The sequence below is a fragment of the Streptomyces ferrugineus genome, from assembly GCF_015160855.1.
GTDB lineage: Bacteria > Actinomycetota > Actinomycetes > Streptomycetales > Streptomycetaceae > Streptomyces > Streptomyces ferrugineus.
The window spans coordinates 1,143,583-1,169,264 of sequence record NZ_CP063373.1 but is presented as its reverse complement, the minus strand read 5'-3'; the positions used below and the strand labels follow the sequence as shown (position 1 = coordinate 1,169,264).

The window sequence follows — 25,682 nt, the reverse complement described above, 5'->3', positions numbered from 1 at the left end:
CCGACCCCCTGGTATGCCCGCACCTTTCGACTGGAGCCGTGATGCCCGAAGCCGTGATCGTCTCGACCGCCCGCTCCCCCATCGGCCGCGCCTTCAAGGGCTCCCTCAAAGAGCTGCGCCCGGACGACATCGCCGCCACCATCATCCAGGCGGCGCTCGCCAAGGTGCCCGAGCTGGACCCCCGCGACATCGACGACCTGATGCTCGGCTGCGGCCTGCCCGGCGGCGAGCAGGGCAACAACCTCGGCCGCATCGTCGCCGTGCAGATGGGCATGGACCACCTCCCGGGCTGCACCGTCACCCGGTACTGCTCCTCGTCCCTGCAGACCTCCCGGATGGCCCTGCACGCCATCAAGGCCGGCGAGGGCGACGTCTTCATCTCGGCCGGCGTCGAGATGGTCTCCCGCTTCAGCAAGGGCAACTCCGACAGCCTGCCGGACACGCACAACCCCCTCTTCGCCGAGGCCGAGGCCCGCACCGCGGCCCGCGCCGAGCAGGAGGGCACCACCTGGCACGACCCGCGCGAGGACGGCCTCGTGCCGGACGCCTACATCGCGATGGGCCAGACCGCCGAGAACCTGGCCCGCTGGAAGGGCGTCACCCGCCAGGACATGGACGAGTTCGGCGTCCGCTCGCAGAACCTCGCCGAGGAAGCCATCAAGAACGGCTTCTGGGAGCGCGAGATCACCCCGGTGACCCTGCCCGACGGCACCGTCGTCAGCAAGGACGACGGTCCCCGCGCCGGCGTCACCATGGAGGGCGTGGCGGGTCTGAAGCCGGTCTTCCGCCCCGACGGCCTCGTCACCGCCGGCAACTGCTGCCCGCTCAACGACGGCGCCGCCGCGGTCGTGATCATGTCCGACACCAAGGCCCGCGAGCTGGGCCTGACCCCGCTCGCCCGCATCGTCTCCACCGGCGTCTCGGGCCTGTCCCCCGAGATCATGGGCCTGGGCCCGGTCGAGGCCTCGCAGCAGGCGCTGCGCCGCGCCGGCCTGAGCATCGACGACATCGACCTGGTCGAGATCAACGAGGCGTTCGCCGCGCAGGTGATCCCCTCCTACCGCGACCTGGGCATCGACCTCGACAAACTGAACGTCAACGGCGGCGCCATCGCCGTCGGCCACCCCTTCGGCATGACCGGCGCCCGCATCACCGGCACACTCATCAACTCCCTCCAGTTCCACGACAAGCAGTTCGGCCTGGAGACGATGTGCGTCGGCGGCGGCCAGGGCATGGCGATGGTCATCGAGCGCCTGAGCTGACGGAACGTATCCGCACTGGAACCCAGCGCCACCCTTTGACCCAGAACCGAGGAAAGTCCAAGGTTCTGGGTCGATCTGTGATCCAATCGCCCCCAGGATGTGACCTATCTCCCTCGCCGAGGAATCACCGCAGGTCACGCGCTTCCGCCAGCAAACCACAGACCAAAAACCCTGTCCGTTTCGTGACGTTACGCACTGACAGCTGGATAGTCCGCCCTTCAAGCTGATGTAGGAAGTCGGGGGTCGACTTTGAACCGGGAGTACGTCAGTGAGCGCCATGCCGATCGCCTTGCTGCTCACCACGGCCGCCACCGGCGCCGTGGGCGTCGCCGTCCTGCGCACCCTCGTGGTGCTGCGCCGACAGGTCGCGGCCCTGCACACCGAGCTGGCACAGAACAACGCCGCCGCGGCCCGCGGTCTCGTCCCGCCGGCCCGCGTCTCCGCCGACGCCGATGAGATACGCGCCGCCGTCGCCGAGGCGCTCGCCGAGGAGCGCGAGCGGGAGCTGGCCGAGGCGCGTGCCTTCTGGGCCGCCCAGGAGGCGCGTGACGCCTCCGACGCGCCCACGCTGCTCGGCCTGTCCGACAGCGAGCTGTTCCTGCCCCGCCAGGCCGATTTCGCGGGCCTGGAGCACCTGGAGCCGGTGACCGAGTCCACCGCCGACGCCGACGAGTTCGCCGGGGAGTCCCCCGAACTCGCCGCGGCCCGCCGCCGTCACCCCTCCCACCCGGACTTCGTCCCGGCCTCGTCACCGGTCGCGAACGACCACGAGCGCACGGTGGCCACCCTGGAGGACCTGGCCGCCTCCGCCACCGAGCTGACCGACGTCCGCCCGGGTCCGCTGGGCACCCTCGACGTCTATGTCTTCGCCGACGGCACCACGCTGTGCATGACCCCTGGCCACCGCGAGACGGCCGAGCGCCTGGCGACGGCCCTGCGCGCGGGCGAGACGCCGGTGCTGCTGGGCGGTTCGGGGGTCTCGGGCGCGTACACGCTGACCTTCGCGTGCGGCGAGGAGAACGTCTACATCCTGGCCGACCGGGTCATAGCGTCCCTCTAGGGCTCACACCCCGGCCTTCTTCTGGGCTTCCGCGACCAGCCGCACCGCGTCCTCGACCTCGTCCTCGTCGGTGAGCACGAGCGCCAGATCGTGTACGGCGACGGTGATCTGGTCCGCGGCGGCGAACATCCCGGCGTCGGGCATCACCCGGGGCTCCACCCCGGGCGTCTCCAGCAGCTGCGCCCTGCGTGCCAGTTCTCTGGCCAGTGCCAGCGCCTGGGAAGCGCCACCTCTTTGCAGCCGGCTCTGCGGCGCCGCCCGCAACCGGTCGGCGAAGTGATCTACGGCTTGGGTCAGACGCGTCGTATCAACCACGCCGTGAGCGTACGCGACTGTTGCCAACGGGCGAACGCTCAGGCACGGTGACCTGAAGGACCGGCTTACATCCCCTTTGCGTCCGGAGGCGCCGATGTCCCACGTCCTCTCCGAGGAGACCCACCGCAACATGCTCGCCCGCATCCCCCACTGCACCGGTCGTGAAGTCTCCGACTGGCTCCGCACCGTAGAAGAAGGCCCGGCTCTCGTTCGCTTCGAAGAGAAGGTCAGCTGGCTCCGCCACGAATACGACCTCGCGTACGGCCACGCGAAGGCGATCGTCCATGAGTACGACCTGAGGAGGGCGGCGCGCAAATTCCTCTAGGCGCGCAAGACGACGAAGGGCCCCGGGAGAGAACCCGGGGCCCTTTGCTGACTGCGCGATCGCCGCGGACTAGTCGCTGCTGTTGAGGATCGCGATGATCCTCAGGAACTCCATGTAGATCCACACCAGCGTCAGCGTGAGACCGAAGGCGGCGAGCCAGGCCTCCTCGCGCGGCGCGCCGTAGGCGATGCCGTCCTCGACCTGCTTGAAGTCCAGGGCGAGGAAGCAGGCGCCGAGCAGGATGCCGATGACGCCGAACAGGATGCCGAGCGGGCCGCTGCGGAAGCCGAGGCCGTCACCGCCGCCGAAGACCGCGAACAGCAGGTTGATCGCCATCAGCGCGATGAAGCCGAGCGCAGCCGCCATCACGAAGCCGACGAAGCGGCGGTTGACGCGGATCCAGCCCGCCTTGTACGCCACCAGCACCGCGGCGAAGACCGCGACCGTGCCGAGCACCGCCTGCATGGCCGCACCGCTGGCGATGCGGTTGTCGACGACGCTGGAGACCACGCCGAGGAACACGCCCTCGAGCGCGGCGTACGAGATGATCAGCGCCGGCGACGCCTTGCGCTTGAAGGACTGGACGAGCGCCAGGACCATGCCGATCAGACCGGCGCCGATCGCGATGCCGTAGGACCGGCTGATGTTCGCGTCGTCGACCGGCAGCAGCGCCCATGCGAGCGCGGCCGTGACGATCAGGATGCCGAGCGTGGTGCCGGTGCGCATGAGGACGTCGTCCATCGTCATGCGGCCGGTGGTGGCCGGTGCCTGCGGCGGTGCGCCGTACTGCTGGGCCTGCTGGGCGTAAGGGTTCTGCGCGTACGGGTTGCCCGCCTGCGGCTGGGCGTACGGGTTGGCCTGCGTGCCGACAGCGGCGCCCCCGGCCTGCGGCGCGGTGTTGAAGCCCGCGTAGCCGTTGTCGCGGCTGAACCCCCGTCGCGAGAAGACCGGGTTGCTGCTCCTCATTTCACTCCTCCATGATCGCCGTGCGCGACCTTGGCTCAAGAGTAATAGGTGGGCAAAGGATTGACCCTACTGCTTGGGGAGGATCTTTCCCTCGTCGTGCTGGCCAACACGCTACGCGGCCGGGTGATTCCCGGCCATGGAGGGGCTCATTCATGACCAACCTGCGACGTGGCCGGAACCTGTCGGAGATCACCCGCCCGGATCGCGTACCCCGTCACCCGAACGGAAACCCCGTGTACCCCTCGGCGAGATCCGTCTCGGCCGCCCTCGATCCCGCGATCCGCTCCAGCCGCGCCAACTGGAGCCGGTCCTCGAAGGGCGTGGCCTCGGGCGCCCGGTGCAGCAGGGTCGTCATGTCGTACGAGAACCGCTCGGCCTGCCAGACGCGGCGCAGACAGGTCTCGGAGTAGGCGTCGAGGAGTTCCGCCGAGCCCGTGTCCCTCTCATGGGTCAGCGCCCGCGCGAAGGTGACGACGTCACCGATGGCCAGATTCAGCCCCTTCGCGCCCGTCGGCGGCACGATGTGTGCCGCGTCACCGGCCAGGAACAGGCGGCCGTGGCGCATGGGCTCGTGGACGTAGGACCGCATGGGCGTGACCGACTTCTGGGTGATCGGGCCGCGCTCCAGCCGCCAGTCGTCGGCGGTCTCGAAGCGGCGCTCGAGCTCCGCCCAGATCTCGTCGTCGCCCCACTCCTCGGCATCCGTGCCCTCGGGCACCTGGAGGTAGAGGCGGGAGACGGACGGGGAGCGCATGGACAGCAGGGCGAAGCCGCGGTCGTGGCGGGCGTAGACCAGCTCGTCGTGCGAGGGGGCGACGTCGGCGAGGATGCCGAGCCAGCCGAAGGGGTACGTCCGCTCGAAGACCCGGGTCAGCTCCTCGGGGATCGCCTTGCGGGCGACGCCCCAGAAGCCGTCGCAGCCGACGACGTAGTCGCATGCGAGGACGTCCTCGACACCCCCGTGCCGGTAGCGCACGCGCGGGCTGTCGGTGTCCGCGCCCTCCACCGCCAGCGCCTCCGCCTCGAACAGCAGCGGGCCGCCCTCCTTGAGCTGGAGGGCGATGAGGTCCTTGCAGACCTCGGTCTGGGCGTAGACCATCACCGAGCGGCCGCCGGTGAGGCCGGGGAAGTCGACGCGGTGGCGTTTGCGGTCGTAGCGCAGCTCTATGCCGTCGTGGCGCAGGCCCTCGCGGTCCATCCGCTCCCCGGCGCCGGCCGCGCGCAGCACGTCCACCGTGCCCTGCTCCAGGATTCCGGCGCGCTGGCGGTGCTCGACGTAGGCGCGGTCGCGGCTCTCCAGGACGACCGAGTCGATGCCGGCGTTGTGGAGCAGCCGGGCGAGGAGGAGGCCGGCCGGGCCCGCTCCGATGATGCCGACGGTGGTGCGCATCGGTCGCTTCCCTTCTAGCTGTTCACATGGCGTGCTGGTTCGTATAGTGAAGTTTTATTCACCATCTTCGAATGTGAGTGTCCGGCCGCACGCGCCCGCTGTCAACGGTTGCGGTGAAGTCTTGAAGGAAGGGGGTGCGTCGGAAGTGCCCAGAGCCGGACTTGAACCGGCACGCCCGCGAAGGGGCAGCGAGGTTTAAGCTCGCCGTGTCTGCATTCCACCATCTGGGCAGGCCATGGGCTCCGCATCGAGGTTCCGAGCCTATCGGGACGCCTCCCCCGAACAGCGGGCGGGCGGGCCGATGTTGTCTTATTTTATTGATGTCTGAGGGTGCATCAGCCCATGGAACGCGCCATCCGCACTTGCCAATAGCCTTACGTGCGACGGTCGGCGGCGCATACGGAATGACGGAATTTCACCGTCCAAACAAGGACGCTCCACCTGTTCCCGATCCGACCGGGTGTCAGGGGTCCCCGTCATCCTCAGGTATGACACAACCGCCCCCGGTCCATCCGCAGTCTGCCTTCGGAACCGGAACAGCGACTGACTACACGGCGGTTCCCGGCCGGGACGATGGATACGTCCTTCGAACACACCACCGTCCCTTCAGGAGCGTTTCTCTCGTGACCACCGCACCCACCGCCGCCCGGGCCACCACCGTGGCCGCGCGTGCCACGGATCTGTCGAAGGTCTACGGACAGGGCGAGACCCAGGTGGTCGCCCTGGACCGGGTCTCCGTCGACTTCCGGCAGGCCGAGTTCACCGCGATCATGGGCCCGTCCGGCTCCGGCAAGTCCACGCTGATGCACTGCGTGGCCGGTCTCGACACCTTCTCCTCCGGCTCGGTGCGCATCGGCGACACCGAGCTGGGCTCCCTGAAGGACAAGCAGCTCACCAAGCTCCGCCGGGACAAGATCGGCTTCATCTTCCAGGCGTTCAACCTGCTGCCGACCCTGACCGCGCTGGAGAACATCACCCTCCCGATGGACATCGCGGGCCGCAAGCCGGACAAGCAGTGGGTGGATTCGGTCATCCGGATGGTGGGCCTGGCCGACCGCCTCGGCCACCGCCCCGCGCAGCTCTCCGGCGGCCAGCAGCAGCGCGTCGCCGTGGCCCGTGCGCTGGCCTCCAGGCCCGAGATCATCTTCGGCGACGAGCCGACCGGAAACCTCGACTCGCGCTCCGGCGCCGAGGTGCTGGGCTTTCTGCGCAACTCCGTACGGGAGTTGGGGCAGACGGTGGTGATGGTCACCCACGACCCGGTGGCCGCCGCGTACGCGGACCGCGTGGTGTTCCTCGCCGACGGGCGGATCGTCGACGAGATGTACCGGCCGACCGCGGACAACGTGCTCGACTTCATGAAGCAGTTCGACGCGAAGGGCCGCACCAGCTGATGTTCCGCACCGCCCTGCGCAACGTACTCGCGCACAAGGCCCGGCTGTTGATGACCGTGCTCGCCGTGATGCTCGGCGTCGCGTTCGTCTCCGGCACCCTGGTCTTCGCCGACACCCTCTCCAACGCCTTCCGCAACCAGTCGGCGAAGAGCTACGACGACGTCGCGGTCGCCGTCACCTCGCACGCCGACCCGGACAATCCCAAGGAAGAGCCCGGCCTCTCCGACAAGACCCTCGACAAGATCTCCGCCGTGGACGGCGTCGCCGGCGTGTACGGCCGCGTCGAGGGCTTCGCCGGGGTCGCCGACCCCGACGGGAAGCTCATCGGCGTCGGCTGGTCCAACAAGGGCTCCAACTTCGCCCCCGGCAAGGACGGCAAGGACACGGCCTACACGTTCACCGACGGCTCGGGCCCGGTGAAGGACGATCAGATCGCCCTGGACAAGGAATCCGCGACCAAGGGCGAGTACCAGGTCGGCGACCGGGTGCGGGTGGCGACCAACGGCCCGGTGAAGGAGTACACCCTCAGCGGTGTGTTCACCACCGAGGACGGCGCCGTGAACGCCGGCGGCAGCCTCGTCCTCTTCGACACCGCGGTCGCCCAGAAGCAGTACCTCAAGCCGGGCTACTTCGGGAGCGTCACCGTCACCGCCGCCCCCGGCGCGTCCGACGCGAAGATCCTGGGCGCGGTCGAGCCGCTGCTGCCGGAGACGGCCGAGGCCCAGACCGGCCAGGCGCTCGCGGACGAGCAGGCCAAGCAGATCGAGCAGGGGCTGGGCAGCCTCAAGCAGGTCCTGCTCGGCTTCGCGGGCATCGCGCTGTTCGTCGGGATCTTCCTGATCTCCAACACCTTCACGATGCTGGTCGCCCAGCGCACGAAGGAGATCGCCCTGATGCGCGCCGTCGGCGCGTCGCGCAAGCAGATCACCCGCTCGGTGCTCGCCGAGGCCGCGGTGGTGGGCCTGGTCGCCTCGGTGATCGGCTTCGTCCTGGGCATCGGGCTCGCGGTCGGTCTGCGCTCCGGAATGGCCGCGTTCGAGATGAAGATCCCGGACGGCCCGCTGATCCTGTCCGCCACGCCGGTGATCGCCGCGATCGGCGTCGGTGTGCTGATCACGATGTTCGCCGCCTGGCTGCCCGGCCGCCGGGCCGCGAAGATCCCGCCGGTGGCGGCCATGAGCAGCGTCCACGCGGTGGCGACCACCAAGTCGCTGGTGGTGCGCAACTCCATCGGCGCGGCCATCACCGCTCTCGGCTCGGCCGCGATCGTGCTGGGTGCCTCGTCCGGCGGCAAGAGCGGCCGGATGTACATCGCCGGCGGCGCGTTCCTCGCGCTGATCGGCGTGATCATCCTGATCCCGCTGCTGTCCCGGCCCGTGATCGCGCTCGTCCGTCCGCTGCTGGTCGGCCCCTTCGGGGTGGCCGGCAAGCTGGCCGGCCAGAACGCGGTCCGCAACCCGCGCCGCACCGGTGCCACCGCCTCGGCGCTCGCGATCGGCCTGACGCTGGTGACCGGTCTGTCGGTGCTCGGTATCACGGTCGGCACGGCCATCGACAAGATGACCACGGACAACATCAAGGCCGACTACATGGTCAGGATGGCGAACGGCGGGGACCTCGACCAGTCCGCGCTGACGGCGCTGGAGAAGGCCAAGGGCGTCTCCGCGGTGTCGCCGCAGCAGGACGCCTACTTCCAGGTCGACGACGACTACGTGTCCGCCTCGGCGGTCACGCCGGGCGACATCGAGCGGGTCCTGAACGTCGACGTCGTCGACGGCAGCGTGGACTCGCTCGCGAAGGGCCAGGTCGCGGTCGCGGAGAAGACGGCCAGGAGCAAGGGCTGGAAGCCCGGCGACAGCCTCTCCGTCACCTTCGCCGACGAGAAGAAGGCCACGCTGAAGGTCGGCGCCGTCTACAAGGACAGCGAGTTCCTCTCCCCCGTCCTCGTCGACACCGCGATCGTGAACCAGCACGAGGTGAAGCCGTACATCCCGCAGATCTTCGTGAAGGTCGACGGCGGCCAGACCGCGGCGAACGAGAAGGTCCTCATCGACGCGCTGGGCGACAACCCCGCGATCACGGTCATGGACCGTCAGGACATCCGCAACGAGTTCGGCGGCGCCATCAACACGATGCTGAACATCATGTACGGCCTGCTGGCGATGGCCCTGATCATCGCGGTGCTGGGGGTCGTCAACACCCTGGCGATGTCGGTCTTCGAACGGCAGCAGGAGATCGGCATGCTGCGGGCGATCGGTCTCGACCGGCGCCGGGTGAAGCGGATGGTCCGGCTGGAGGCCGTGGTCATCTCTGTGTTCGGCGCGGTGGTCGGCATCGGTCTCGGCGCGTTCCTCGGCTGGGCGATCGGCGAGACGATCGCGGAGGAGATCCCGGGCTACGCGCTGGTGCTGCCCTGGGACCGGATCGGGATCTTCCTGGTGCTGGCCGGTCTGGTGGGCGTCCTGGCCGCGCTGTGGCCGGCCCGCAACGCCGCGAAGTTGAACATGCTGAACGCGATCAAGGCGGAATAGCGGCACGTACGCGCACAGGGCCCCGTTCCCGGAAGGGAGCGGGGCCCCTGGCGTCTCAGCCCCAGGTGCGGGAGCGCAGCGGCATCGCCGCGTCACCGGAGTCGGGCGTCCGCACCGCCAGCACCTGGTTGACCCCGATGCGGTTGCGCTCGAAGGACACCGCGGAGGCGGCCATGTACAGCCGCCAGACGCGGGCCCGGCCGGCGCCGGTGAGCTCGGCCGCGCGGGCCCAGTCGGCCTCCAGGTTGGCCACCCAGCGGCGCAGGGTCAGCGCGTAGTGCTCCCGGATCGACTCGACGTCGCGCACCTCGAACCCGGCGCGTTCGAGCTGGGTGACGGTGACGCCGACGGGCTGGAGCTCGCCGTCGGGGAAGACATAGGCGTCGATGAAATCGTCGACGCGGTACGTCGACTCGTCGCGCTGCGGCCGCCGCCCGATCTGGTGGTTGAGCAGCCGCCCGCCGGGCTTGAGCAGCCGGTGCAGTACGTCGGCGTACTCCAGGTACCGCTCGGCGCCGACGTGTTCGGCCATGCCGATGGAGGAGATGGCGTCGTACGGCCCGTCGTCGACGTCCCGGTAGTCCTGGACGCGGATCTCCACCTTGTCGGTGAGCCCCTCGCCGGCGACGCGCTTGCGGGCGTACGCCGCCTGCTCCTGGGAGAGGGTGACGCCGACGACGCTCACGCCGTACTCGCGGGCGGCGTGCACGGCCAGGGAGCCCCAGCCGCAGCCGACGTCGAGCAGCCGCTGGCCGGGCCTCAGATCGAGCTTGCGGCAGATGAGGTCGAGCTTGTCGCGCTGGGCGGCTTCGAGGGTGCCGTCCGGGGGCGGGGCCGACCAGTAGGCGCAGGAGTACACCATGGACGGGCCGAGGACGATCTCGTAGAAGTCGTTGCCTACGTCGTAGTGGTGGCTGATGGCGCGTCTGTCGGTGCGCTTGGTGTGCAGATGGCCGTGCCGGCGCACCTCCTCGGGGGGCGGCGCGGGCGGCAGCGGCAGTCCGCCCATCTTGACCAGGCCGCGCACCGCGGCGCGCACCTCGGGGTCCCGCAGCGCCTGAGCCAGGCTCCGGGCGTCCTCCCCCCGCTCCCACACCAGCCCGGCCATCAGATCGAGGGCGGTGTAGAGGTCCCCCTCGACATCGAGGTCCCCGGCCACCCAGCCACGGGCCAGCCCCAGTTCGCCCGGCTTCCACAACAGCCGCCGCACGGCGCGGCGGTTGCGTACGACGAGGGCAGGCGCGTCCGGCGGACCCGCCTGCGAACCGTCCCAGGCGCGGATGCGCACCGGGAGCGGTACTCCCAGCAACTGTTCGACGAGGCTCTTCAGCCGCAGCGCGGCGTCGGCCATGGCGCACACCTCCGTGACAGGTGAACCCGGAAAGTCCAACACCACGTAAACACCTGAGGGGCTTGTGCGCAGTCCCCCATGCGCGTTACAGCCAGGCAAAAGCTGGGGGCACAGGCCCCAGGAACGCCGAAGGACCTCCCGCACCACGGATGGCGGAAGGTCCTTCGTTGGTTCAGCGACCGGAGCCGGTCAGGAGGCCTTGGCCTTGGTCTTCTCCGGCTTGGGCGCCGCAGGCACGGGCTTCGCCGCCTCGTAGAACTCCTCGCGCGGAGTCTCCAGCGCGCCGAGCGCCACGACCTCGCGCTTGAGGAACATGCCGAGCGTCCAGTCGGCGAAGACGCGGATCTTGCGGTTCCAGGTCGGCATCGCCATGCCGTGGTAGCCACGGTGCATGTACCAGGCGAGACGGCCCTTGAGCTTGATCTTCATCTTGCCCATGACGATCATCGCCACGCCCTTGTGGAGGCCGAGTCCGGCCACCGCGCCCTTGTTGGCGTGCGAGTAGTCCTTCTGCGGGAAGCCCCGCATACCGGAGATCACGTTGTCGCCGAGGACGCGGGCCTGACGCAGCGCGTGCTGGGCGTTCGGCGGGCACCAGGCGTTCTCGTTGCCCGCCTTGCGGCCGACGAGGTCCGGGACCTGGGCGTTGTCGCCGGCGGCCCAGATGTAGTCGGTGCCCTTGACCTGGAGCGTGGGCTCGCAGTCGACGTGACCACGGGGGCCGAGGGGCAGACCGTAGCGGCCGAGGGCCGGGTTGGGCTTGACGCCGGCCGTCCACACGATGGTGTTGGAGTCGACCTCGAGTCCGTTCTTCAGCATCACGTGGCCGTCGACGCAGGAGTCCATGGAGGTGGAGAGGTAGACCTCGACCCCGCGGGCCTCCAGGTGCTCCTTGCCGTACTGGCCGAGCTTGGGGCCGACCTCGGGCAGGATCTTGTCGGCGGCGTCGACGAGGATGAACCGCATGTCCTCGCGGGAGACGCTGGTGTAGTACTTGGCCGCGTCGCGGGCCATGTCCTCGACCTCACCGATGGTCTCGGCACCGGCGAAGCCGCCGCCGATGAAGACGAAGGTGAGCGCCTTGCGGCGGATCTCCTCGTCGGTGGTGGAGTCGGCCTTGTCGAGCTGCTCGAGGACGTGGTTGCGCAGGCCGATGGCCTCCTCGATGCCCTTCATGCCGATGCCCTGCTCGGCGAGGCCGGGGATCGGGAAGGTGCGGGAGACCGCGCCGAGCGCGATCACCAGGTAGTCGAAGGGCAGCTCGTACGCCTCGCCGACCAGCGGGGCGATCGAGGCGACCTTGCGGTCCTGGTCGATGGTGGTGACCCGGCCGGTGAGGACCTCCGCCTTGGGCAGCACGCGTCGCAGCGGGACGACGACGTGGCGCGGGGAGATGCTGCCGGCGGCGGTTTCGGGGAGGAAGGGCTGGTAGGTCATGTACGACCGGGGGTCGACGACCGTGACGGTCGCCTCTCCGTAGCGCATCTTCTTGAGAATGCGCCGAGCTGCGTACAGGCCTACGTACCCACCGCCTACTACGAGGATCCTGGGACGCTCCGTGGTGCTCATGCCATCGAGTATCCACCTGCCTCAGGGGGGTCGCTCGTGCGCCCCTTCACAAGCTCTTCCATGGCCTGTGCTACACTCCCCGGCCCGCGTGACGCAGCTCATGGTCACGTCAGGGAACCGGCGCACGGTTCGACCCGTTGTCAATGCCGCGTGAGCTGCCTCTCTGGCTCTCCGCACCCCCTGTGAGCGGACCGGAACACCCTTCGCCGAGAGCGCCCCGAAGCCCCCATACGCCGGCCATCTGAACATGTTCAAGGGGCCGTTCGCCCCTCGGAAGGGTCAACCGGCACCGATCAGTGCTCCCGCAGGGCCGATTTCCTTGTGAAGAACTTCACGAACTTTCTCCGGCGGCCACCCGCGAGGCCGCCCCGAGGGGCCCGAAAGACCCCCTGAAAGGCGCTCACACGCTAACCGCAGCGCTCAGCCGATGGCTACCGACAAGTAGCAAAACGAGACGCGAACCACCCCGCGGGCGCGACCTGAGTCACCGTCACCCAGTAGCCACACTCCGCGCGAAAATGATCGGAAGGGCACATAACGTGCAGCCATGATCACCTCACAGAAGGCCCCCGCGCGGGCCACCAAGCGAATAGTCTCGGTCGGCGTTGCCCTGGGCATCGCCCTGGCGACGGGTGCGGCCACGGCCGCGTCCGCCGCGGCCGCACCCGCCCACCAAGTCGCCGCCAAGGCCGCGATCGCCCAGGCGAGTCCGAGCCACGGCGACCACGGACACGGCCATGGCCATGGCCACGGTCATGGTCACGGCCACCACGACGGAGGGTGTAGCGGCCTCCTCGTCCTCCTCTGCAACTGACGGCCGGCCCGCACGGGCAGGCACGACGGCCCCGGTTCCTCCCATGAGGTCCGGGGCCGTTCCGCGTCACAGGGTTGGGATCAAGGCGGTGTCAGGACGGAATCAGGGCGGATTCAGCGACTGTCGCGCTTGGCCGCCTGCGCGTCCTCCGCCACCTTGAAGGCGATGCCGTCGAGGATGTCGTGCTCGCTGACCACGACCTCCTCGGCGCCGATCCGCTCCATGACGGCGAGCAGCACCAGAGCGCCGGCCCCGATGACGTCGACCCGCCCCGGGTGCATGGAGGGCACGGCCGCACGCTCGGCGTGGGTGGAGTGCAGCAGCCGGTCGGTGATCTCGCGGACCCGGCCGAGGGTGACCCGGGAGTGGTGGATGCGCGTCGAGTCGTACTCGGGCAGGTCCTGGGCGATCGCCGACACCGTGGTGACGGAACCGGCGAGCCCCACCAGCGTCCGGGCCTCGCGCAACGGCACACTCTCCTCGGCGAGATCCAGGGCGGCCTCGACGTCTTCCCGTATGGCCGCGATCTGTTCCTCGGAGGGCGGGTCGGAAACCGCGCCGTCCCGCACGAGATGCCGCTCGGTCATCCGCACACACCCGACGTCCACGGAGCGCGCCGCCCGCACATGCTCCTCGCCGACGACGAACTCCGTCGACCCGCCGCCGATGTCCACGACGAGGTAGGGCCGGTGCAGGTCCGCACGCCCCGTCAGTTCCCTGGTGGCTCCCGTGAAGGAGAACTCGGCCTCCTGATCGCCGGTGATCACCTCGGGCTCGACGCCCAGGATCTCCATGACGCCGCGCACGAAGTCGTCCCGGTTCTCGGCGTCCCGGGAGGCGGACGTCGCGACGAAGCGCAGCCGTTCGGCGCCGTGCTCCTTGATGATCGCCGCGTAGTCACGGCACGCGGCGAAGGTCCGCTCCAGCGCCTGAGGGGCGAGCCGCCCCGTACGGTCGACGCCCTGGCCGAGCCGCACGATGGTCATACGCCGGTCCAGATCGACGAGTTCGCCCGTGACCGGGTCGACATCGGCGACGAGGAGCCGGATGGAGTTCGTACCGCAGTCGATGGCGGCGACGCGGGTCATGGGGTGCCCTTCCGATGTGCGGGACTGTCTTCGAGCTGTGTTTGAGGACGAGGCCCTTCAGGGGCCGATCTCGGTCGGCACCACACACGGCCCCTTCAGCCACCACTCCGGCAGCATCGCGATGGCCTCGTCCCCCAGCGGATTCACCCCCGGCCCGGCGGCCAACGAGTGCGCCACCAGCACATGCAGGCACTTCACCCGATCCGGCATGCCGCCCGCGCTCGGAAACCCGGTCAGCTCCTCGATCTCGTCCCGCCGCCGGATGTAGTCCTCATGCGCGGAGCGATACGCCGCCGCCAGCTCCGGATCGCTCTCCAGCCGCGCCGTCATCTCCTTCATCACCCCGTTCGCCTCCAGCGTCCCGATCGCCGACGACGCCTTGGGGCACGTCAGGTAGTACAGCGTCGGGAAGGGCGTGCCGTCGGGCAGCCGGGGCGCCGTCTCGACCACGTCCGGCTGCCCGCACGGGCACCGGTGCGCGATGGCGCGCAGCCCGCGCGGGGGACGGCCGAGCTGCTGCTTGAACGCCTCGACGTCCGCGTCGGTGGGCTCGGTGCGCGGGGTGGGCGGCGGGGGCGATTGCATGCCTGTCTTTCCGTCGTTCTCTTCGTTCGGTTCTCACTGGTCGGCGGCGTCGGCCTTGTCGACCCCGTCCCAGATGTTCGCGTACCAGGGCCGGTCCGCCTCGCTCTGGTCGGTCCGCGACTTCTTCGCCGCGTCCGGGTCGACCACGATGAAACCGGTCTCCCCGGGCATCACATAGTGCAGCCGCTGCCGGATCTGCTGCTCGGCGTACGCGTCGTCCTGCCAGCGCGCCTTGAGGTCGCGCAGCTGCTCGACGCGCCGGGCGGCCTCCTCCCGCTCCCGCTGCATGTCGGCGATCTCGGCGCGCTGGGAGACGTACTGCCTCATCGGGTAGGCCAGCGCCACGACGAGGGAGCAGACCACCAGCGCGAGCAGCGCGGCGCGGCCAGTGAGCCGGGAGCGCCTGGCCTGCCGCTTGGTCTGGGAACGGTAGACACGGGCCGCCGTCTGCTCGCCGAGCAGCCGGATCCTGGTCGCGGTGGAGAAACGGTCCCGGTCCTTGACGGCCATCGGCTCTGCGCCTCCCCTTTCACGTGCGTACGTCCCCGCACACGGTACGGGACCGAGTACGGGGACGTACGTACGACGCTGCTCTAAGGCCTGTCTCAGCCCTTGAAGCGCGGGAACGCGCTACGGCCGGCGTACACCGCCGCGTCGTCGAGGATCTCCTCGATGCGCAGCAGCTGGTTGTACTTGGCGACGCGCTCGGAGCGGGCCGGGGCGCCGGTCTTGATCTGGCCGCAGTTGGTGGCGACGGCCAGGTCGGCGATGGTGACGTCCTCGGTCTCGCCGGAGCGGTGGGACATCATGCACTTGAAGCCGTTGCGCTGGGCCAGCTCGACGGCGTCCAGGGTCTCGGTCAGCGAGCCGATCTGGTTGACCTTGACCAGCAGGGCGTTCGCGGAGTTCTCCTCGATGCCGCGGGCCAGGCGCTCCGGGTTGGTGACGAACAGGTCGTCGCCGACGAGCTGGACCTTGTCGCCGAGCTTCTCGGTGATGGTCTTCCAGCCGGCCCAGTCGTCCTCGAACAGCGGGTCCTCGATGGAGACCAGCGGATAGGCCTCGACCAGCTCCGCGTAGTACTCCGTCATCTCGGCGGCCGAGCGGTCCTTGCCCTCGAAGGCGTAGGAGCCGTCCTTGTAGAACTCGGACGCGGCGACGTCGAGCGCGAGGGCGATCTGCTCGCCGGGGGTGTAGCCGGCTTCCTTGATGGCCTCGAGGATGAGGTCGAGGGCCTCACGGTTGGAGCCGAGGTTCGGGGCGAAGCCGCCCTCGTCGCCGAGGCCGGTGGCCAGGCCCTTGCTCTTCAGCACCTTCTTGAGGGTGTGGTAGACCTCGGTGCCCCAGCGCAGCGCCTCGGAGAAGGACTCCGCGCCGATCGGGGCGATCATGAACTCCTGGATGTCCACGTTGGAGTCGGCGTGCGAGCCGCCGTTCAGGATGTTCATCATCGGCACCGGCAGCAGGTGCGCGTTCGGGCCGCCCAGGTAGCGGAAGAGCGGCAGGTCGGACGCCTCGGAGGCGGCGTGGGCGACGGCGAGGGAGACGCCGAGGATGGCGTTGGCGCCGAGGGAGCCCTTGTTGTCGGTGGCGTCCAGGTCGAACATCGCCTGGTCGATCAGGCGCTGCTCGGTGGCGTCGTAGCCGACCAGCTCCGGGCCGATCTGCTCGATGACGGCGAGGACGGCCTTCTCGACGCCCTTGCCCTGGTAGCGGTTGGGGTCACCGTCGCGGAGCTCGATGGCCTCGAAGGCGCCCGTCGAGGCGCCGGACGGAACGGCGGCACGACCCGTGCTGCCGTCGTCGAGGCCGACCTCGACCTCGACCGTGGGGTTGCCTCGGGAGTCCAGGATTTCCCGGGCTACGACGACGTCGATGGACGGCACGAGCATCTCCTTCTGGGATGTGACGCGGGTACGCAGTGCGCGGTGCGTACTGCGAGACGAGCCTAACCGGCTCCGGGCGTCAGACCAGTGGTCGACCGCCCCGTGGACAGAATCGAGAGTAAATTGTTTCCGAACGGAACAAAAACACCGCCCGCGATGCGGGCACAAAAAAGCCCCGCCCCGGCGCGTACGGGGGAAGACGCACCGGGGCGGGGAGTTCGTGAGGGACGGGGGGTGACCCTCACGACACCTTCACTATGAGGTCCACGGATGTGAAGGCGCTGTGGTTCACCTGTCGGCCGCGTGTTTCCGCCGCCGCCGGCCCGCCCCCCGCACCTTCCTCTTACTTCAGGTGCAGCTGCTGACCCGGGTAGATCAGGTCCGCGTCCTCGACGATGTCCTTGTTCAGCTGGAAGAGCTTCTCCCAGCCGCCCTTGACGTCGCGCTCCTCGGCGATCGAGCTGAGGGTGTCGCCCTTGACGACCTTGTACTCGCCGTCGCCCTTCTTGACCTTCTTGCCGGTCGGGGTGGTGACGGTCTTGGTGCTCTTCTTGGCGGCCGGGCGGTCCGTGGAGCGGGAGGCCGACTGCTGCTCGGTGGAGCGCTCGGTGCTCTGCGAGGAGCCGCTCGCCGAAGAGCCGCTGTAGGCGGCGCTGGACAGGCCGGTGCCGCAGTGCGGCCAGGCACCCTTGCCCTGGCCGGCGAGGACCTTCTCGGCTATCTCGATCTGCTGGGCCTTGGTGGCCTGGTCCGCGGTGGAGGCGTACGCCGTGCCGCCGTACGCGGCCCAGGTGGAGGCGGAGAACTGCAGACCGCCGTAGTAGCCGTTGCCGGTGTTGATCGACCAGTTGCCGCCGGACTCGCACTGGGCGACGGCATCCCACTCGGACGCGGTGGCGGCGGAGGCGCTGCCGGCCGCCATCAGCGGGGCGGCGACGGCGGCGGCACCGGTGACGCCGACGACGGCGATGGCGCGAGCGGCCTTGGACGGACGACGGTGCTTGCCCTTGCTGGAAAACAGCATGGAGAGATCCCCTCACCGACGCCTGCGAGGTGAGCTGTCGGGTTCGGGCCGGTTGAGTTGCCCGGCCGCGCACCGCTGGTGTCCAGTGCGCGACTTCACCCCAAGCCGATTCCGGCCGTGCGGCCCCGAAGGGCCTCAACTGCCGGACCCGGCGCAAACCTTGGGTCCCCCGCTCCTGCCTACGGCGCTTTACGCGACGACTGTTCCCGTACGGCCGCCGGCAGGATTCGGCGTGACGGCTGTCGGGGCTCGCTCTGGTGGCGAGCGATCACGACCGTAGACACGCGATTCGCGGAATTACAAAGACGATCAGGGCTTCTGAGATCTATCTCTCACTGCTTTCAAAGCGGACATTAGCCGCGAAACATGACGCCAACTGCCGCCGCCTTTCGCCCTGTTCGACCGTTATTCGACGGGGACGTCCAGGGTCTGACCGGGGAAGATGTGGTTCGCGTCGGACCCGATGGCGTTCTCGTTCGCCTTGTACAGCGCGCGCCATCCGCCGTCGAGGTCAAGGGAGTCGGCGATCGAGGCGAGAGTGTCGCCCGAGCGGACCTGATACGAGGCATGGCGGCCGGAGGACTTGGTGGCCGCGTCGTCGGCCTTGCCCTCGTCGGCGCTGGGTCCACGATGGCGACCGGAGCCGGCCGCCGGAGCGTCGACCGCCCCGGTGTCGACGAGACCCCAGGAGCCCGCGTCCTGCCCCGGGTTGTCCTGATTGTCGTCCTCGGACGCCTCCACGGGAGAGCTGTCCGGCGACTGCGAAGGGGTTGATTCGGGCGACTTGTCGGACTTCGAGGATTTGTCATCCCGAGACGGAGAAGGTGTGGAATTCTCGGGCGATTCGGATGAATCGTCAGGCGTGCCGCTCGGCGAGCTCAAGGGGTCGTCGGATGGGGTGGACGCATCGGAGGAGTCGGATTCGCTCGACGAACCGGATGAATCCGAAGAGTTGGACGAGCCTGACGACCTGGACGAATCAAGCAAGCCGGATGATCCGGACACCTCGGAGGGTGAGTCCTCCGCCACACCGGTGTCGAGGTCGATCGCCCCGGACTTCTTGGTGAGCCCGTTGAGCACCGCACAGGTGCCCCAGGGGGCGGTGCCCTGGTCCGCGAGGATCTCCTGGGCCACGGCTATCTGCTGGGAGCGGCTGGCCAGATCGGGGCTGGCGGCGTAGTCGAGGCCGCCGTACTTCTCCCAGTCCTCCTGGGTCAACTGGAGCCCGCCGTACTGTCCGTTGCCGTCGTCGGCGCTCCAGGAGCCGCCGCTCTCGCAGTCGGCCACCTTGTCCCACACGGTGGCTTCGGCGGCGCTCGCGCCCGTGGCGCCGAGCAGCGGGATGGCGATTGCGGACCCGGTCACTCCGGCCGCGACGAGAAGAGCCGGAGCCTGACGGGGGCGACGGTGACGACCGTTCCCGGAGAGCATGCGGGGACCTTTCACGAGACAGCTGTGACCGCGGCGCGTGAAACCTGGCGCCGTCGTTGATCCGTGAACGTATAGGCAGACGATCACTTGTCACAAGTTAATGCCGCGCAGATCACGTGAAGATCACAGACATGAGTGCGTGTCATGTTCGCCGGGGTGGACGCACTCACCCAACTGGGGTGAACTCCACCGGAAGCGTACGCAGTCCGCGCATGATGAGCCCGCCGCGCCAGCGCAACTCGGCTGGATCCACCGCGAGTCGCAGATCCGGCAGCCGGGTCAGGAGTGTGGCGAGGGCGGTCTGGCCCTCCAGTCGGGCGAGCGGGGCGCCCAGACAGTAGTGGATGCCGTGGCCGTAGCCGAGGTGCTGGTTGTCGCGGCGGCCGAGGTCGAGGACGTCGGGGTCGGCGAACCGCTCCGGGTCACGGTCGGCGGCGGCCAGGACGACGAGGACCGGGTCGCCCGCTGCGATGTCCTGCCCGCCGATGGTGAGCGGTTCGGTGGCGAACCGCCAGGTGGCGAGCTCCACGGGGCCGTCGTAGCGCAGGAGTTCCTCCACTCCGGTCTCGAGGAGGGCGGTGTCGTGGGCGGCGAGGGAGGTCTGCAGACGGGTGCGCTGCTCGGGGTGGGTGAGCAGGGCGTAGGTGCCGTTGCCGATCAGGTTGACCGTGGTCTCGAAACCGGCGAACAGCAGGATGAAGGCCATGGCCGCGGCCTCGTTCTCGGTGAGGTGCTCACCGTGGTCGGAGGCGCGGATGAGCCCGGAGATGAGGTCCTCGCCGGGGTGGGGGGTGTCGGGGAGGGCCTCGCGCTTGCGGTGGATGAGGTCGGCCAGATACCCGCGCATCTTCTTCACCGACCGCGCGACCCCGCCCCGCGGGCCGCCCTGGTGCCGGATCATCATGCCCGCCCAGTCCCGGAAGTCGTCCTGGTCCTCGCGGGGGACGCCGAGCAGGTCGCAGATGGCGTAGATGGGGAGCGGGAAGGCGAACTCATGGATCAGGTCCGCGCTCCCCTTCTCCGCGAACCCGTCGATGAGCCGATCGGTCAGCTCCTGCACCCGTGGGGCGAACTCGGCGACCCTGCGGGGCGTGAAGGCCTTGGAGACGAGCCGGCGGAGCCTGGTGTGGTCCGGCGGGTCGATGTTGAGCAGATGCGTCATCAGCTCGGCCTTGCGCTCCCCGGGGATACCGGTCTTGCCCTTGGCGTGCGCGGGCTCGTCGTGGTGGGCCGGGTTCTTGGAGAGCCGGTTGTCGGCGAGGGTCTGCTTGGCGTCGGCGTACCGGGTGACCAGCCAGGCCTCCACCCCGCTGGGCAGCCGCGTCCGGTGCACCGGGGCGTGCTCGCGCAGCCAGGCGTAGGCGGGGTAGGGGTTGGCGGCGAACTCCCAGGTGAAGAGGTCGGGGGTTGCGGGGTGCGGGGTCTGGGGGTGCGGGGTCTGGGGGTGGGGAGTCGGGGGGTGGGGAGTCGGGGGGTGGGGCTGGTTGGTCACTCCTTGACGGTAGCGGGCGGGCGGTGCCGCACGCCGTGCGCGGTGGCGGCACCGAGCCGGTGCCGGGCACCGGGCAATGAGCCGATGCCAGGCGCCGGACACGGAGCCGGTGCCGGGCGCCGGACACTCAGCCGGTGCCAGACGCCGGACACGGAACCGATACCGGGCGCCGGACACTCAGCCGGTGCCAGACGCCGGACACGGAGTCGATGCCGGGCGCCGGGCACGGAGTCGGTGTTAGGCGTCGAGCCCTTCGGCGGCGCGTACCGCGTCCCGGTACGCCCGTGCCGCGACCCGTAGCGCCGCCTCCGGGTCGACCCCGGCCGCCTCCGCGCGGACCGCCATCGCGAGCAGCTCGTAGCCGAGGCCCTCACCCGTCGGCAGGGGCACCTCCAGGCCCGCCGTGCGGACCCGGGACGCCAGCTTCGCCGCGAGGGCGAGGCCGGGCTGGCCGAGCGGGATGCCCTCCGTCACCGACTCCCGCTGCTTCTCCACCGCCTTGGTGCGCAGCCAGTGCTCCTTGACCTCCTCCGGCGTCGCCGCCGTCTCGTCGCCGAAGACATGGGGGTGGCGGTGGATGAGCTTGGTGACGATGCCGCCGGCCACGTCGTCGATGGAGAAGGGGGCGTCCGGGTCCTCCTCGGCTATGCGGGAGTGGAAGACGACCTGGAGGAGGACGTCGCCCAGTTCCTCGCGGAGCTCGTCGCGGTCGCCGTCCTCGATCGCCTCGACGAGTTCGTAGGCCTCCTCGATGCCGTACTTCGCCAGGCCCTTGTGGGTCTGCTGGGAGGACCACGGGCACTCGGCGCGGATGCGGTCCATGACCTGGACGAGGTCGAGGAGGCGGGCGCCGGGCAGGTCGTAGGAGGCGGGCAGCAGTTCCAGGTCCGGCATGGGGATGCGGCCGGTGCCCGCGAGGCGGGCGAGGCCGTCGGTGAGCGCGGGCTCGCCCTCGCCGGTCGCCACGACCACGACCGTGCGGCCGCCGGCGCAGGCGTCGATCAGCTCCTGCGCGGTCGGGGCCGCCTCGTCGACCGCTGTCCCGGCCTCGCGCAGATACGGCAGCTGCGGATGGGCGCCGTCCGCGCACAGCACGCGGTCGGCGGAGCGCAGGGCCTGCCATGCGGGCCAGGACAGCAGGCCGGGGGCGACACGGTGGCTGGTGGTGAGCAGGACGATGCGCCCGGGGGCGGCGGCTTCGGGACTGGTTGCGTTCACGATCCGAACGTAACCCAAGCGACCGACGACCCCCTGAGTTATCCACAGGCCGTCACATGGTCTGCTGGGTGCCTGCCGCCGTCACCTCACGCACCCACGGCGTCTTCGCGTCCGCCCGGCTGCTCTTCTGGACGTCCCAGGTGCCGTAGCGCGGGTTGAGCTCGATGCCGAGCTTCTTGGACGCCGCGGACATGGCGTTCCAGAAGGCGGGCTTGCCGGTGTCGGTGCCGAGGGCCGTGGCGAGCTTCTGGGCCTCGAGCTGGAGGCGGAGGTTCTCGCCGAGGCGCTGCGGCGGGACGCCGTACTGCTGGAGCCAGGCGGTCTCCAGGGCCTTGGCGCCGCCGACCTGGCTCTCCAGGTCGCCGCGCATCTTCTGGATCTCCTTGCGGGTGACGGTGACGCCCGCGTCCTGGGCGGCCTGGTGCAGCACCTCGTCGAGGACCATGTTGTGCAGGACGTCGCGCGGGAGGCTGCCGGACTTGGCGACGACCTGTGCGTACGCGGCCTCGTCGGGTACGGCCTCGCGCTGGGCCGCGCGTACCTCGCTCACCCTGTTCTCCAGCTGCGCGACGGTGATCCGCTGGCCGCCGACGACGGCCGCCGCACCGGGGTGCGCGTCACTTCCGCAGGCGGTCAGCAGGGGGGCCGCGACGATCGCGGCGGAGAGAAGGAGCGCGGTACGACGGCGGCGGTGCAAGGAGACCTCCCGTTGGAGAGCTTGTGCGACGGTGCACAAAGTCTTGCGGTGATCGATGGTAGGCAGTGGGCAAGCTCTGGCCAACCCATTCGACCAACGATTCGCCAGGACTTCGGGCACCGCGGCACCACCCGCTCGGCGGGGTCGCCGACCGGTGGCCGTCACCGCCCCCGTACCTGGGACGGTCGGGCGACTAGCCGCGCACCTGCCCCAGCCATTGCAGGGTGCGCCGTACCTCCGCCGCGACCGGGTGGCCCGGGCCGTGCAGGCGCTCCACGTCGATCAGCAGCCGGGCCAGGGTGTCGTGGGCGGCGGGGCGGTCGCCCAGGGCGAGCAGGAGGTGGCCGATGCGGCGGCGTACGTCGTGGGCGAGCTCGGGGTTGCCGGAGACGTACTGGTTCTCGTAGTACGGCAGCAGCGCGCGGTACTCGGTGAGTGCGGCGCCCGGCTGGCCGAGCTGTTCCAGGCACTGGGCGACGTCGAAGCGGAAGCGCAGGGCCTGCGGGTCGGCCTGGCCGGCCTCGGCGGCACGTTCGTCGGCGAGGCGGCGCAGTTCGGGCAGCGCGCGCCGGTACTGGCCGTCGTCCATGAGGGTGGCGGCGTACTGCTTGCGCAGGGTGCGCACGACCGGGGAGTGCTCGCCGTGCTGTTCGGCCGCGGTGGGCAGGATCGAGCCGAGGATGTCGACGGCCTGGGTGATACGGCCCTCGCCGAGGAGGCGCTTGACCTCGTCGACGGCGCGGGCGACGTCCGGCTTGTCGGTGTCGGGGGTGATGGGGGTGGCGGGCGTGGGCTGGGGGGCGGGGGTGCGTGCGCGGTCCGGCCAGGGGGCGTGCGGGCGCAGGAAGGGGCGGGTGGGGTCGAGGGGCGCTCCGGTGGGCGTCCCGCGGGCGGGCAGGAGCGCCTCCAGGCCGTCGTACGTCTCCTGCGCGGAGGCGGGGCGGTGCTGCGGGTCCTTCGCGAGCAGGCGCAGGACCAGGGCTTCGAGTGCCTCGGGGACCTCGGGGCGGATCCGGCGCACGGGCTGCGGCGGCTCGTACAGATGCCGGTGCAGCACGCCGAGCGCGGTGGAGCCGGAGAACGGCACGTCTCCACTGAGCAGTTCGTGCAGCACCACACCGAGCGCGTACAGGTCGGTGTACGGGCCGACCGCGCCGCCCATGGCCTGCTCGGGGGCCATGTAGGCGGGTGAGCCGATGGGGGTGCCGGTGTGGGTGAGGCGGGTGGTGTCGGCGTCCATGACGGAGGCGACGCCGAGGTCGAGGACGGTGACCGTGCCGTCCTGCTTCACCATCACGTTGCGCGGCTTGAGGTCGCGGTGGACGATCGGCACGGCGTGCACGGCGCTCAGCACGGCGCACAGTTGCGCGGCGACCGCGACCGCCCACTGCCAGGGGTAGGGGCCGTGCTCGGCGAGATGCGCGGAGAGGTCGACGCCGTCGACGTACTGCATGACGAGGAACAACTCCTCGCCCTCGCTGCCCGCGTCGTGCACCGTGACCAGCCCGGGGTGGTCGACCTGTGCGGTCACCCGGCACTCGCGCTCGAAGCGGCGGCGCAGCTCGTCCGCCTCCTGCCCGGCCACCTTGTCGGGGCGCAGCAGCTTCACCGCGACGCGCCGGTCGAGCCGTTGGTCGTACGCCGTCCAGACCTGTCCCATGCCGCCCTGTCCGATGAGCGTGGACAGTTCATAGCGGCCGGCGACAAGGCGTCCTGTCGCCACGGTCACCTTCCGCCTTCGGGGTTGCCGTCGTGCTTGCGCAGATAGTCACTGAGCTCGTCGAGTTCGGCGCGCACCTGGTCGATGCGGGCGGGCGCGGGGCGCTGTGGGGGCGGCGGGGCCGGTGTCTGCGGTATGGGGGTGTGCGGGGTGGGCGCCTGCCGCGTCGGCGACTGCGGCGCCGTCGTGGCGGTGTACGGCGACTGCGGCTGCGGGTAGCCGTAGGCCTGGGCCGGGGGCCGCTGTGCGCGGTAGCCGGGGAAGCGGAGCTGGTGGAAGTGGCGTATGTCGGCGGAGAGGTAGTACGCGACCGAGGCCACGATGCCGCCCAGGACGAGGGCGAGGCCGATCCAGCCGCCCGCGGTGTGGATCTCTTCGCCGGGCTCGGAACCCATCAGGTACAGGCCGAGGAACTCCACCACGATCGACGCCGCGAACAGCCACCAGTCGAGCGCCCTGCGGGTCACGATGGCCAGGCGCAGCATCATCGTCCACATGAGCAGGCCGAAGCTCAGCACGGAGATCACGACGAAGACCACGCGCAGGAAGACCAGCCACCCGGTGGGCGGCGGCTGGTTCACCGGCTGCGGATAGCCGTGGCCGTGCATGGTTGCTCCTGAAGCCTGAAGTGGGTGTACGGTGTCGACCGACCCTGCCCGGTGCGGGGCAACCTCGGTCGTGCGATTGTCGCTTCGAGCGTATAGGTCGACACCGACATACGGTCACCGCTTGTACCGAACCGTTGTCGTGCTGATCACTTCGCACTTGGGCGCAGGTCACGCGGAGGCTCACCTTCCGCGTGGCTCAGAGCGGATGCCGCATCCACACGTTGGGTTCGACGTACACCGCGTGGTCCCGCTCCGGCTCGCACCGCACCGGCACCAGCGCGCCGGGCACCTCGATGTCGCCCGGGGTGTCGAAGGGCAGCCCGGTCCAGCGGCGCCACTGTTCCAGCGAGCCGGCGACGGTCATGGAGGCCGGGGCGATGGAGTCGATGGTGGCTCCGGCGCGGGCGTGGACGCGCAGCCATGGGTCGTGGGGCAGGCCGTCGGTGCGCAGGCGGTGGGCGTACTCCTCGATGGGGGTGTGCGGTTCGAGGTGCTTGGCGTTGGGGCGGACCGGGGCGACGACCTCGCGGAATCCGAGGGCGCGGGCGTTGTCACGCATCGCGGAGAGCATCCGGGCGGACAGGCCGCCGCCCAGTGCGTGCGGGGCGATGACGACGGAGATGGCGCTGACCGTGTCGGGGCGAACGCCGGCCCGCAGGTCGGCGAAGGCCCACACCAGCACCTCGTCCCAGCCCCGGGCGGGCAGCCGGCCGCGTCCCTCGGCGCCGAGCGCGAACGGCACGCTGAAGGCCTGGGCGACGACCTCGCCCCGCTCGTCCTCCGCGAACAGCGCGTACTGCGGGAATTCGCGCGGGATGCGGCCGTAGTGGGCGTTGCCGACCGGGTCCTGGACGACGAACTCCGGCCAGCTGTCCGCCATTCCCAGCACCCGCCCGAGCATCTCCGGGCGGTCCGCCAGGCTCGACACCTTCAGTTCCATGCCGGAAACGGTAAGC

22 protein-coding genes, 1 tRNA gene and 1 riboswitch are annotated in these 25,682 nt (G+C 70.0%); of the genes, 5 read left to right on the top strand and 18 right to left on the bottom strand.

All coding sequences use genetic code 11. The annotated features are described in order from the left end of the window. Positions 1-41 precede the first annotated feature (41 nt). Both IM697_RS05560 and IM697_RS05555 read left to right on the top strand, forming a co-directional pair. Positions 42-1,262 carry an acetyl-CoA C-acetyltransferase gene (locus IM697_RS05560; RefSeq protein ID WP_194045284.1) on the top strand — a complete coding sequence of 407 codons (1,221 nt, stop codon included), beginning with the start codon at positions 42-44 and terminating at the stop codon, positions 1,260-1,262. A gap of 277 nt (positions 1,263-1,539) precedes the next feature. Then, positions 1,540-2,322, top strand: coding sequence for a hypothetical protein (locus IM697_RS05555; protein ID WP_194049600.1), 783 nt, complete (start codon positions 1,540-1,542; stop codon positions 2,320-2,322). A 3-nt stretch (positions 2,323-2,325) separates the two neighbouring features. Here IM697_RS05555 and IM697_RS05550 read toward each other — a convergent pair whose 3' ends face one another. Continuing rightward, entirely contained in the window at positions 2,326-2,637 is a 312-nt protein-coding gene (locus IM697_RS05550) for a hypothetical protein (RefSeq protein WP_194045283.1), read from the bottom strand. Positions 2,638-2,731: 94 nt separating this feature from the next. On the opposite strand from IM697_RS05550, the gene IM697_RS05545 reads away from it, so the two are divergent. Then, the gene (locus IM697_RS05545) at positions 2,732-2,962 is read left to right on the top strand and encodes a DUF4287 domain-containing protein (protein WP_030049879.1); all 231 of its coding nucleotides are present in this window, start codon (positions 2,732-2,734) and stop codon (positions 2,960-2,962) included. A 69-nt stretch (positions 2,963-3,031) separates the two neighbouring features. Here the strand turns inward: IM697_RS05545 and IM697_RS05540 are convergent, their stop codons facing one another. The 3 genes from IM697_RS05540 to IM697_RS05530 all read right to left on the bottom strand — a co-directional run bounded on the left by IM697_RS05540 (position 3,032) and on the right by IM697_RS05530 (position 5,548). Beyond that, entirely contained in the window at positions 3,032-3,928 is an 897-nt protein-coding gene (locus IM697_RS05540) for a Bax inhibitor-1/YccA family protein (RefSeq protein ID WP_194045282.1), read from the bottom strand. A 214-nt stretch (positions 3,929-4,142) separates the two neighbouring features. Next, a complete protein-coding gene (locus IM697_RS05535) occupies positions 4,143-5,318 on the bottom strand; it encodes a 4-hydroxybenzoate 3-monooxygenase (RefSeq protein ID WP_194045279.1) in 1,176 nt (391 codons plus the stop codon). Between the two features lie 146 nt (positions 5,319-5,464). Further along, positions 5,465-5,548, bottom strand: a tRNA-Leu gene (locus tag IM697_RS05530). Positions 5,549-5,941: 393 nt separating this feature from the next. On the opposite strand from IM697_RS05530, the gene IM697_RS05525 reads away from it, so the two are divergent. Beyond that, positions 5,942-6,712, top strand: a complete 771-nt coding sequence (locus IM697_RS05525) for an ABC transporter ATP-binding protein (RefSeq protein ID WP_194045278.1) — start codon at positions 5,942-5,944, stop codon at positions 6,710-6,712. Continuing rightward, the gene (locus IM697_RS05520; RefSeq protein ID WP_194045277.1) at positions 6,712-9,243 is read left to right on the top strand and encodes an ABC transporter permease; all 2,532 of its coding nucleotides are present in this window, start codon (positions 6,712-6,714) and stop codon (positions 9,241-9,243) included. Before IM697_RS05525 ends, IM697_RS05520 begins: the two co-directional genes overlap by 1 nt. 55 nt (positions 9,244-9,298) lie before the next feature. On the opposite strand, the gene IM697_RS05515 is transcribed toward IM697_RS05520, so the two are convergent. From IM697_RS05515 to IM697_RS05450, 14 genes are all read right to left on the bottom strand, one after another. Continuing rightward, complete coding sequence (locus IM697_RS05515) at positions 9,299-10,594, bottom strand: SAM-dependent methyltransferase (RefSeq protein WP_194045276.1); 1,296 nt, start codon at positions 10,592-10,594, stop codon at positions 9,299-9,301. Between the two features lie 189 nt (positions 10,595-10,783). After that, the gene (locus IM697_RS05510; protein WP_194045275.1) at positions 10,784-12,163 is read right to left on the bottom strand and encodes an NAD(P)/FAD-dependent oxidoreductase; all 1,380 of its coding nucleotides are present in this window, start codon (positions 12,161-12,163) and stop codon (positions 10,784-10,786) included. Positions 12,164-13,090: 927 nt separating this feature from the next. Then, a complete protein-coding gene (locus IM697_RS05505; RefSeq protein WP_194045274.1) occupies positions 13,091-14,065 on the bottom strand; it encodes a Ppx/GppA phosphatase family protein in 975 nt (324 codons plus the stop codon). 57 nt (positions 14,066-14,122) lie between these two features. Then, positions 14,123-14,650, bottom strand: coding sequence for a DUF501 domain-containing protein (locus IM697_RS05500; RefSeq protein ID WP_194045272.1), 528 nt, complete (start codon positions 14,648-14,650; stop codon positions 14,123-14,125). A gap of 33 nt (positions 14,651-14,683) precedes the next feature. Then, on the bottom strand, positions 14,684-15,160 hold the full coding sequence (locus IM697_RS05495) for an FtsB family cell division protein (RefSeq protein ID WP_194045270.1): 477 nt from the start codon (positions 15,158-15,160) through the stop codon (positions 14,684-14,686). Between the two features lie 95 nt (positions 15,161-15,255). Beyond that, positions 15,256-16,536, bottom strand: a complete 1,281-nt coding sequence (eno, locus tag IM697_RS05490; RefSeq protein WP_194045268.1) for a phosphopyruvate hydratase — start codon at positions 16,534-16,536, stop codon at positions 15,256-15,258. Positions 16,537-16,879: 343 nt separating this feature from the next. Continuing rightward, entirely contained in the window at positions 16,880-17,560 is a 681-nt protein-coding gene (locus IM697_RS05485; protein ID WP_194045266.1) for a LysM peptidoglycan-binding domain-containing protein, read from the bottom strand. A 4-nt stretch (positions 17,561-17,564) separates the two neighbouring features. Next, positions 17,565-17,757, bottom strand: a riboswitch (cyclic di-AMP (ydaO/yuaA leader). A gap of 208 nt (positions 17,758-17,965) precedes the next feature. Continuing rightward, entirely contained in the window at positions 17,966-18,991 is a 1,026-nt protein-coding gene (locus IM697_RS05480; protein ID WP_194045265.1) for a LysM peptidoglycan-binding domain-containing protein, read from the bottom strand. A 166-nt stretch (positions 18,992-19,157) separates the two neighbouring features. Then, the gene (locus IM697_RS05475; RefSeq protein WP_228044513.1) at positions 19,158-20,483 is read right to left on the bottom strand and encodes a cytochrome P450 family protein; all 1,326 of its coding nucleotides are present in this window, start codon (positions 20,481-20,483) and stop codon (positions 19,158-19,160) included. 237 nt (positions 20,484-20,720) lie between these two features. Then, complete coding sequence (locus IM697_RS05470; protein WP_194045264.1) at positions 20,721-21,701, bottom strand: nucleoside triphosphate pyrophosphohydrolase; 981 nt, start codon at positions 21,699-21,701, stop codon at positions 20,721-20,723. A 52-nt stretch (positions 21,702-21,753) separates the two neighbouring features. Then, positions 21,754-22,398, bottom strand: coding sequence for a SurA N-terminal domain-containing protein (locus IM697_RS05465; protein ID WP_194045263.1), 645 nt, complete (start codon positions 22,396-22,398; stop codon positions 21,754-21,756). Positions 22,399-22,591: 193 nt separating this feature from the next. Next, positions 22,592-24,058: a serine/threonine-protein kinase gene (locus IM697_RS05460; protein ID WP_265582738.1), complete on the bottom strand. Its 1,467-nt coding sequence runs from the start codon at positions 24,056-24,058 to the stop codon at positions 22,592-22,594. A 65-nt stretch (positions 24,059-24,123) separates the two neighbouring features. Then, a complete protein-coding gene (locus IM697_RS05455) occupies positions 24,124-24,726 on the bottom strand; it encodes a hypothetical protein (protein ID WP_194045261.1) in 603 nt (200 codons plus the stop codon). A gap of 196 nt (positions 24,727-24,922) precedes the next feature. Next, positions 24,923-25,666 carry an N-acetyltransferase gene (locus tag IM697_RS05450; RefSeq protein ID WP_194045260.1) on the bottom strand — a complete coding sequence of 248 codons (744 nt, stop codon included), beginning with the start codon at positions 25,664-25,666 and terminating at the stop codon, positions 24,923-24,925. Positions 25,667-25,682: the final 16 nt, after the last annotated feature.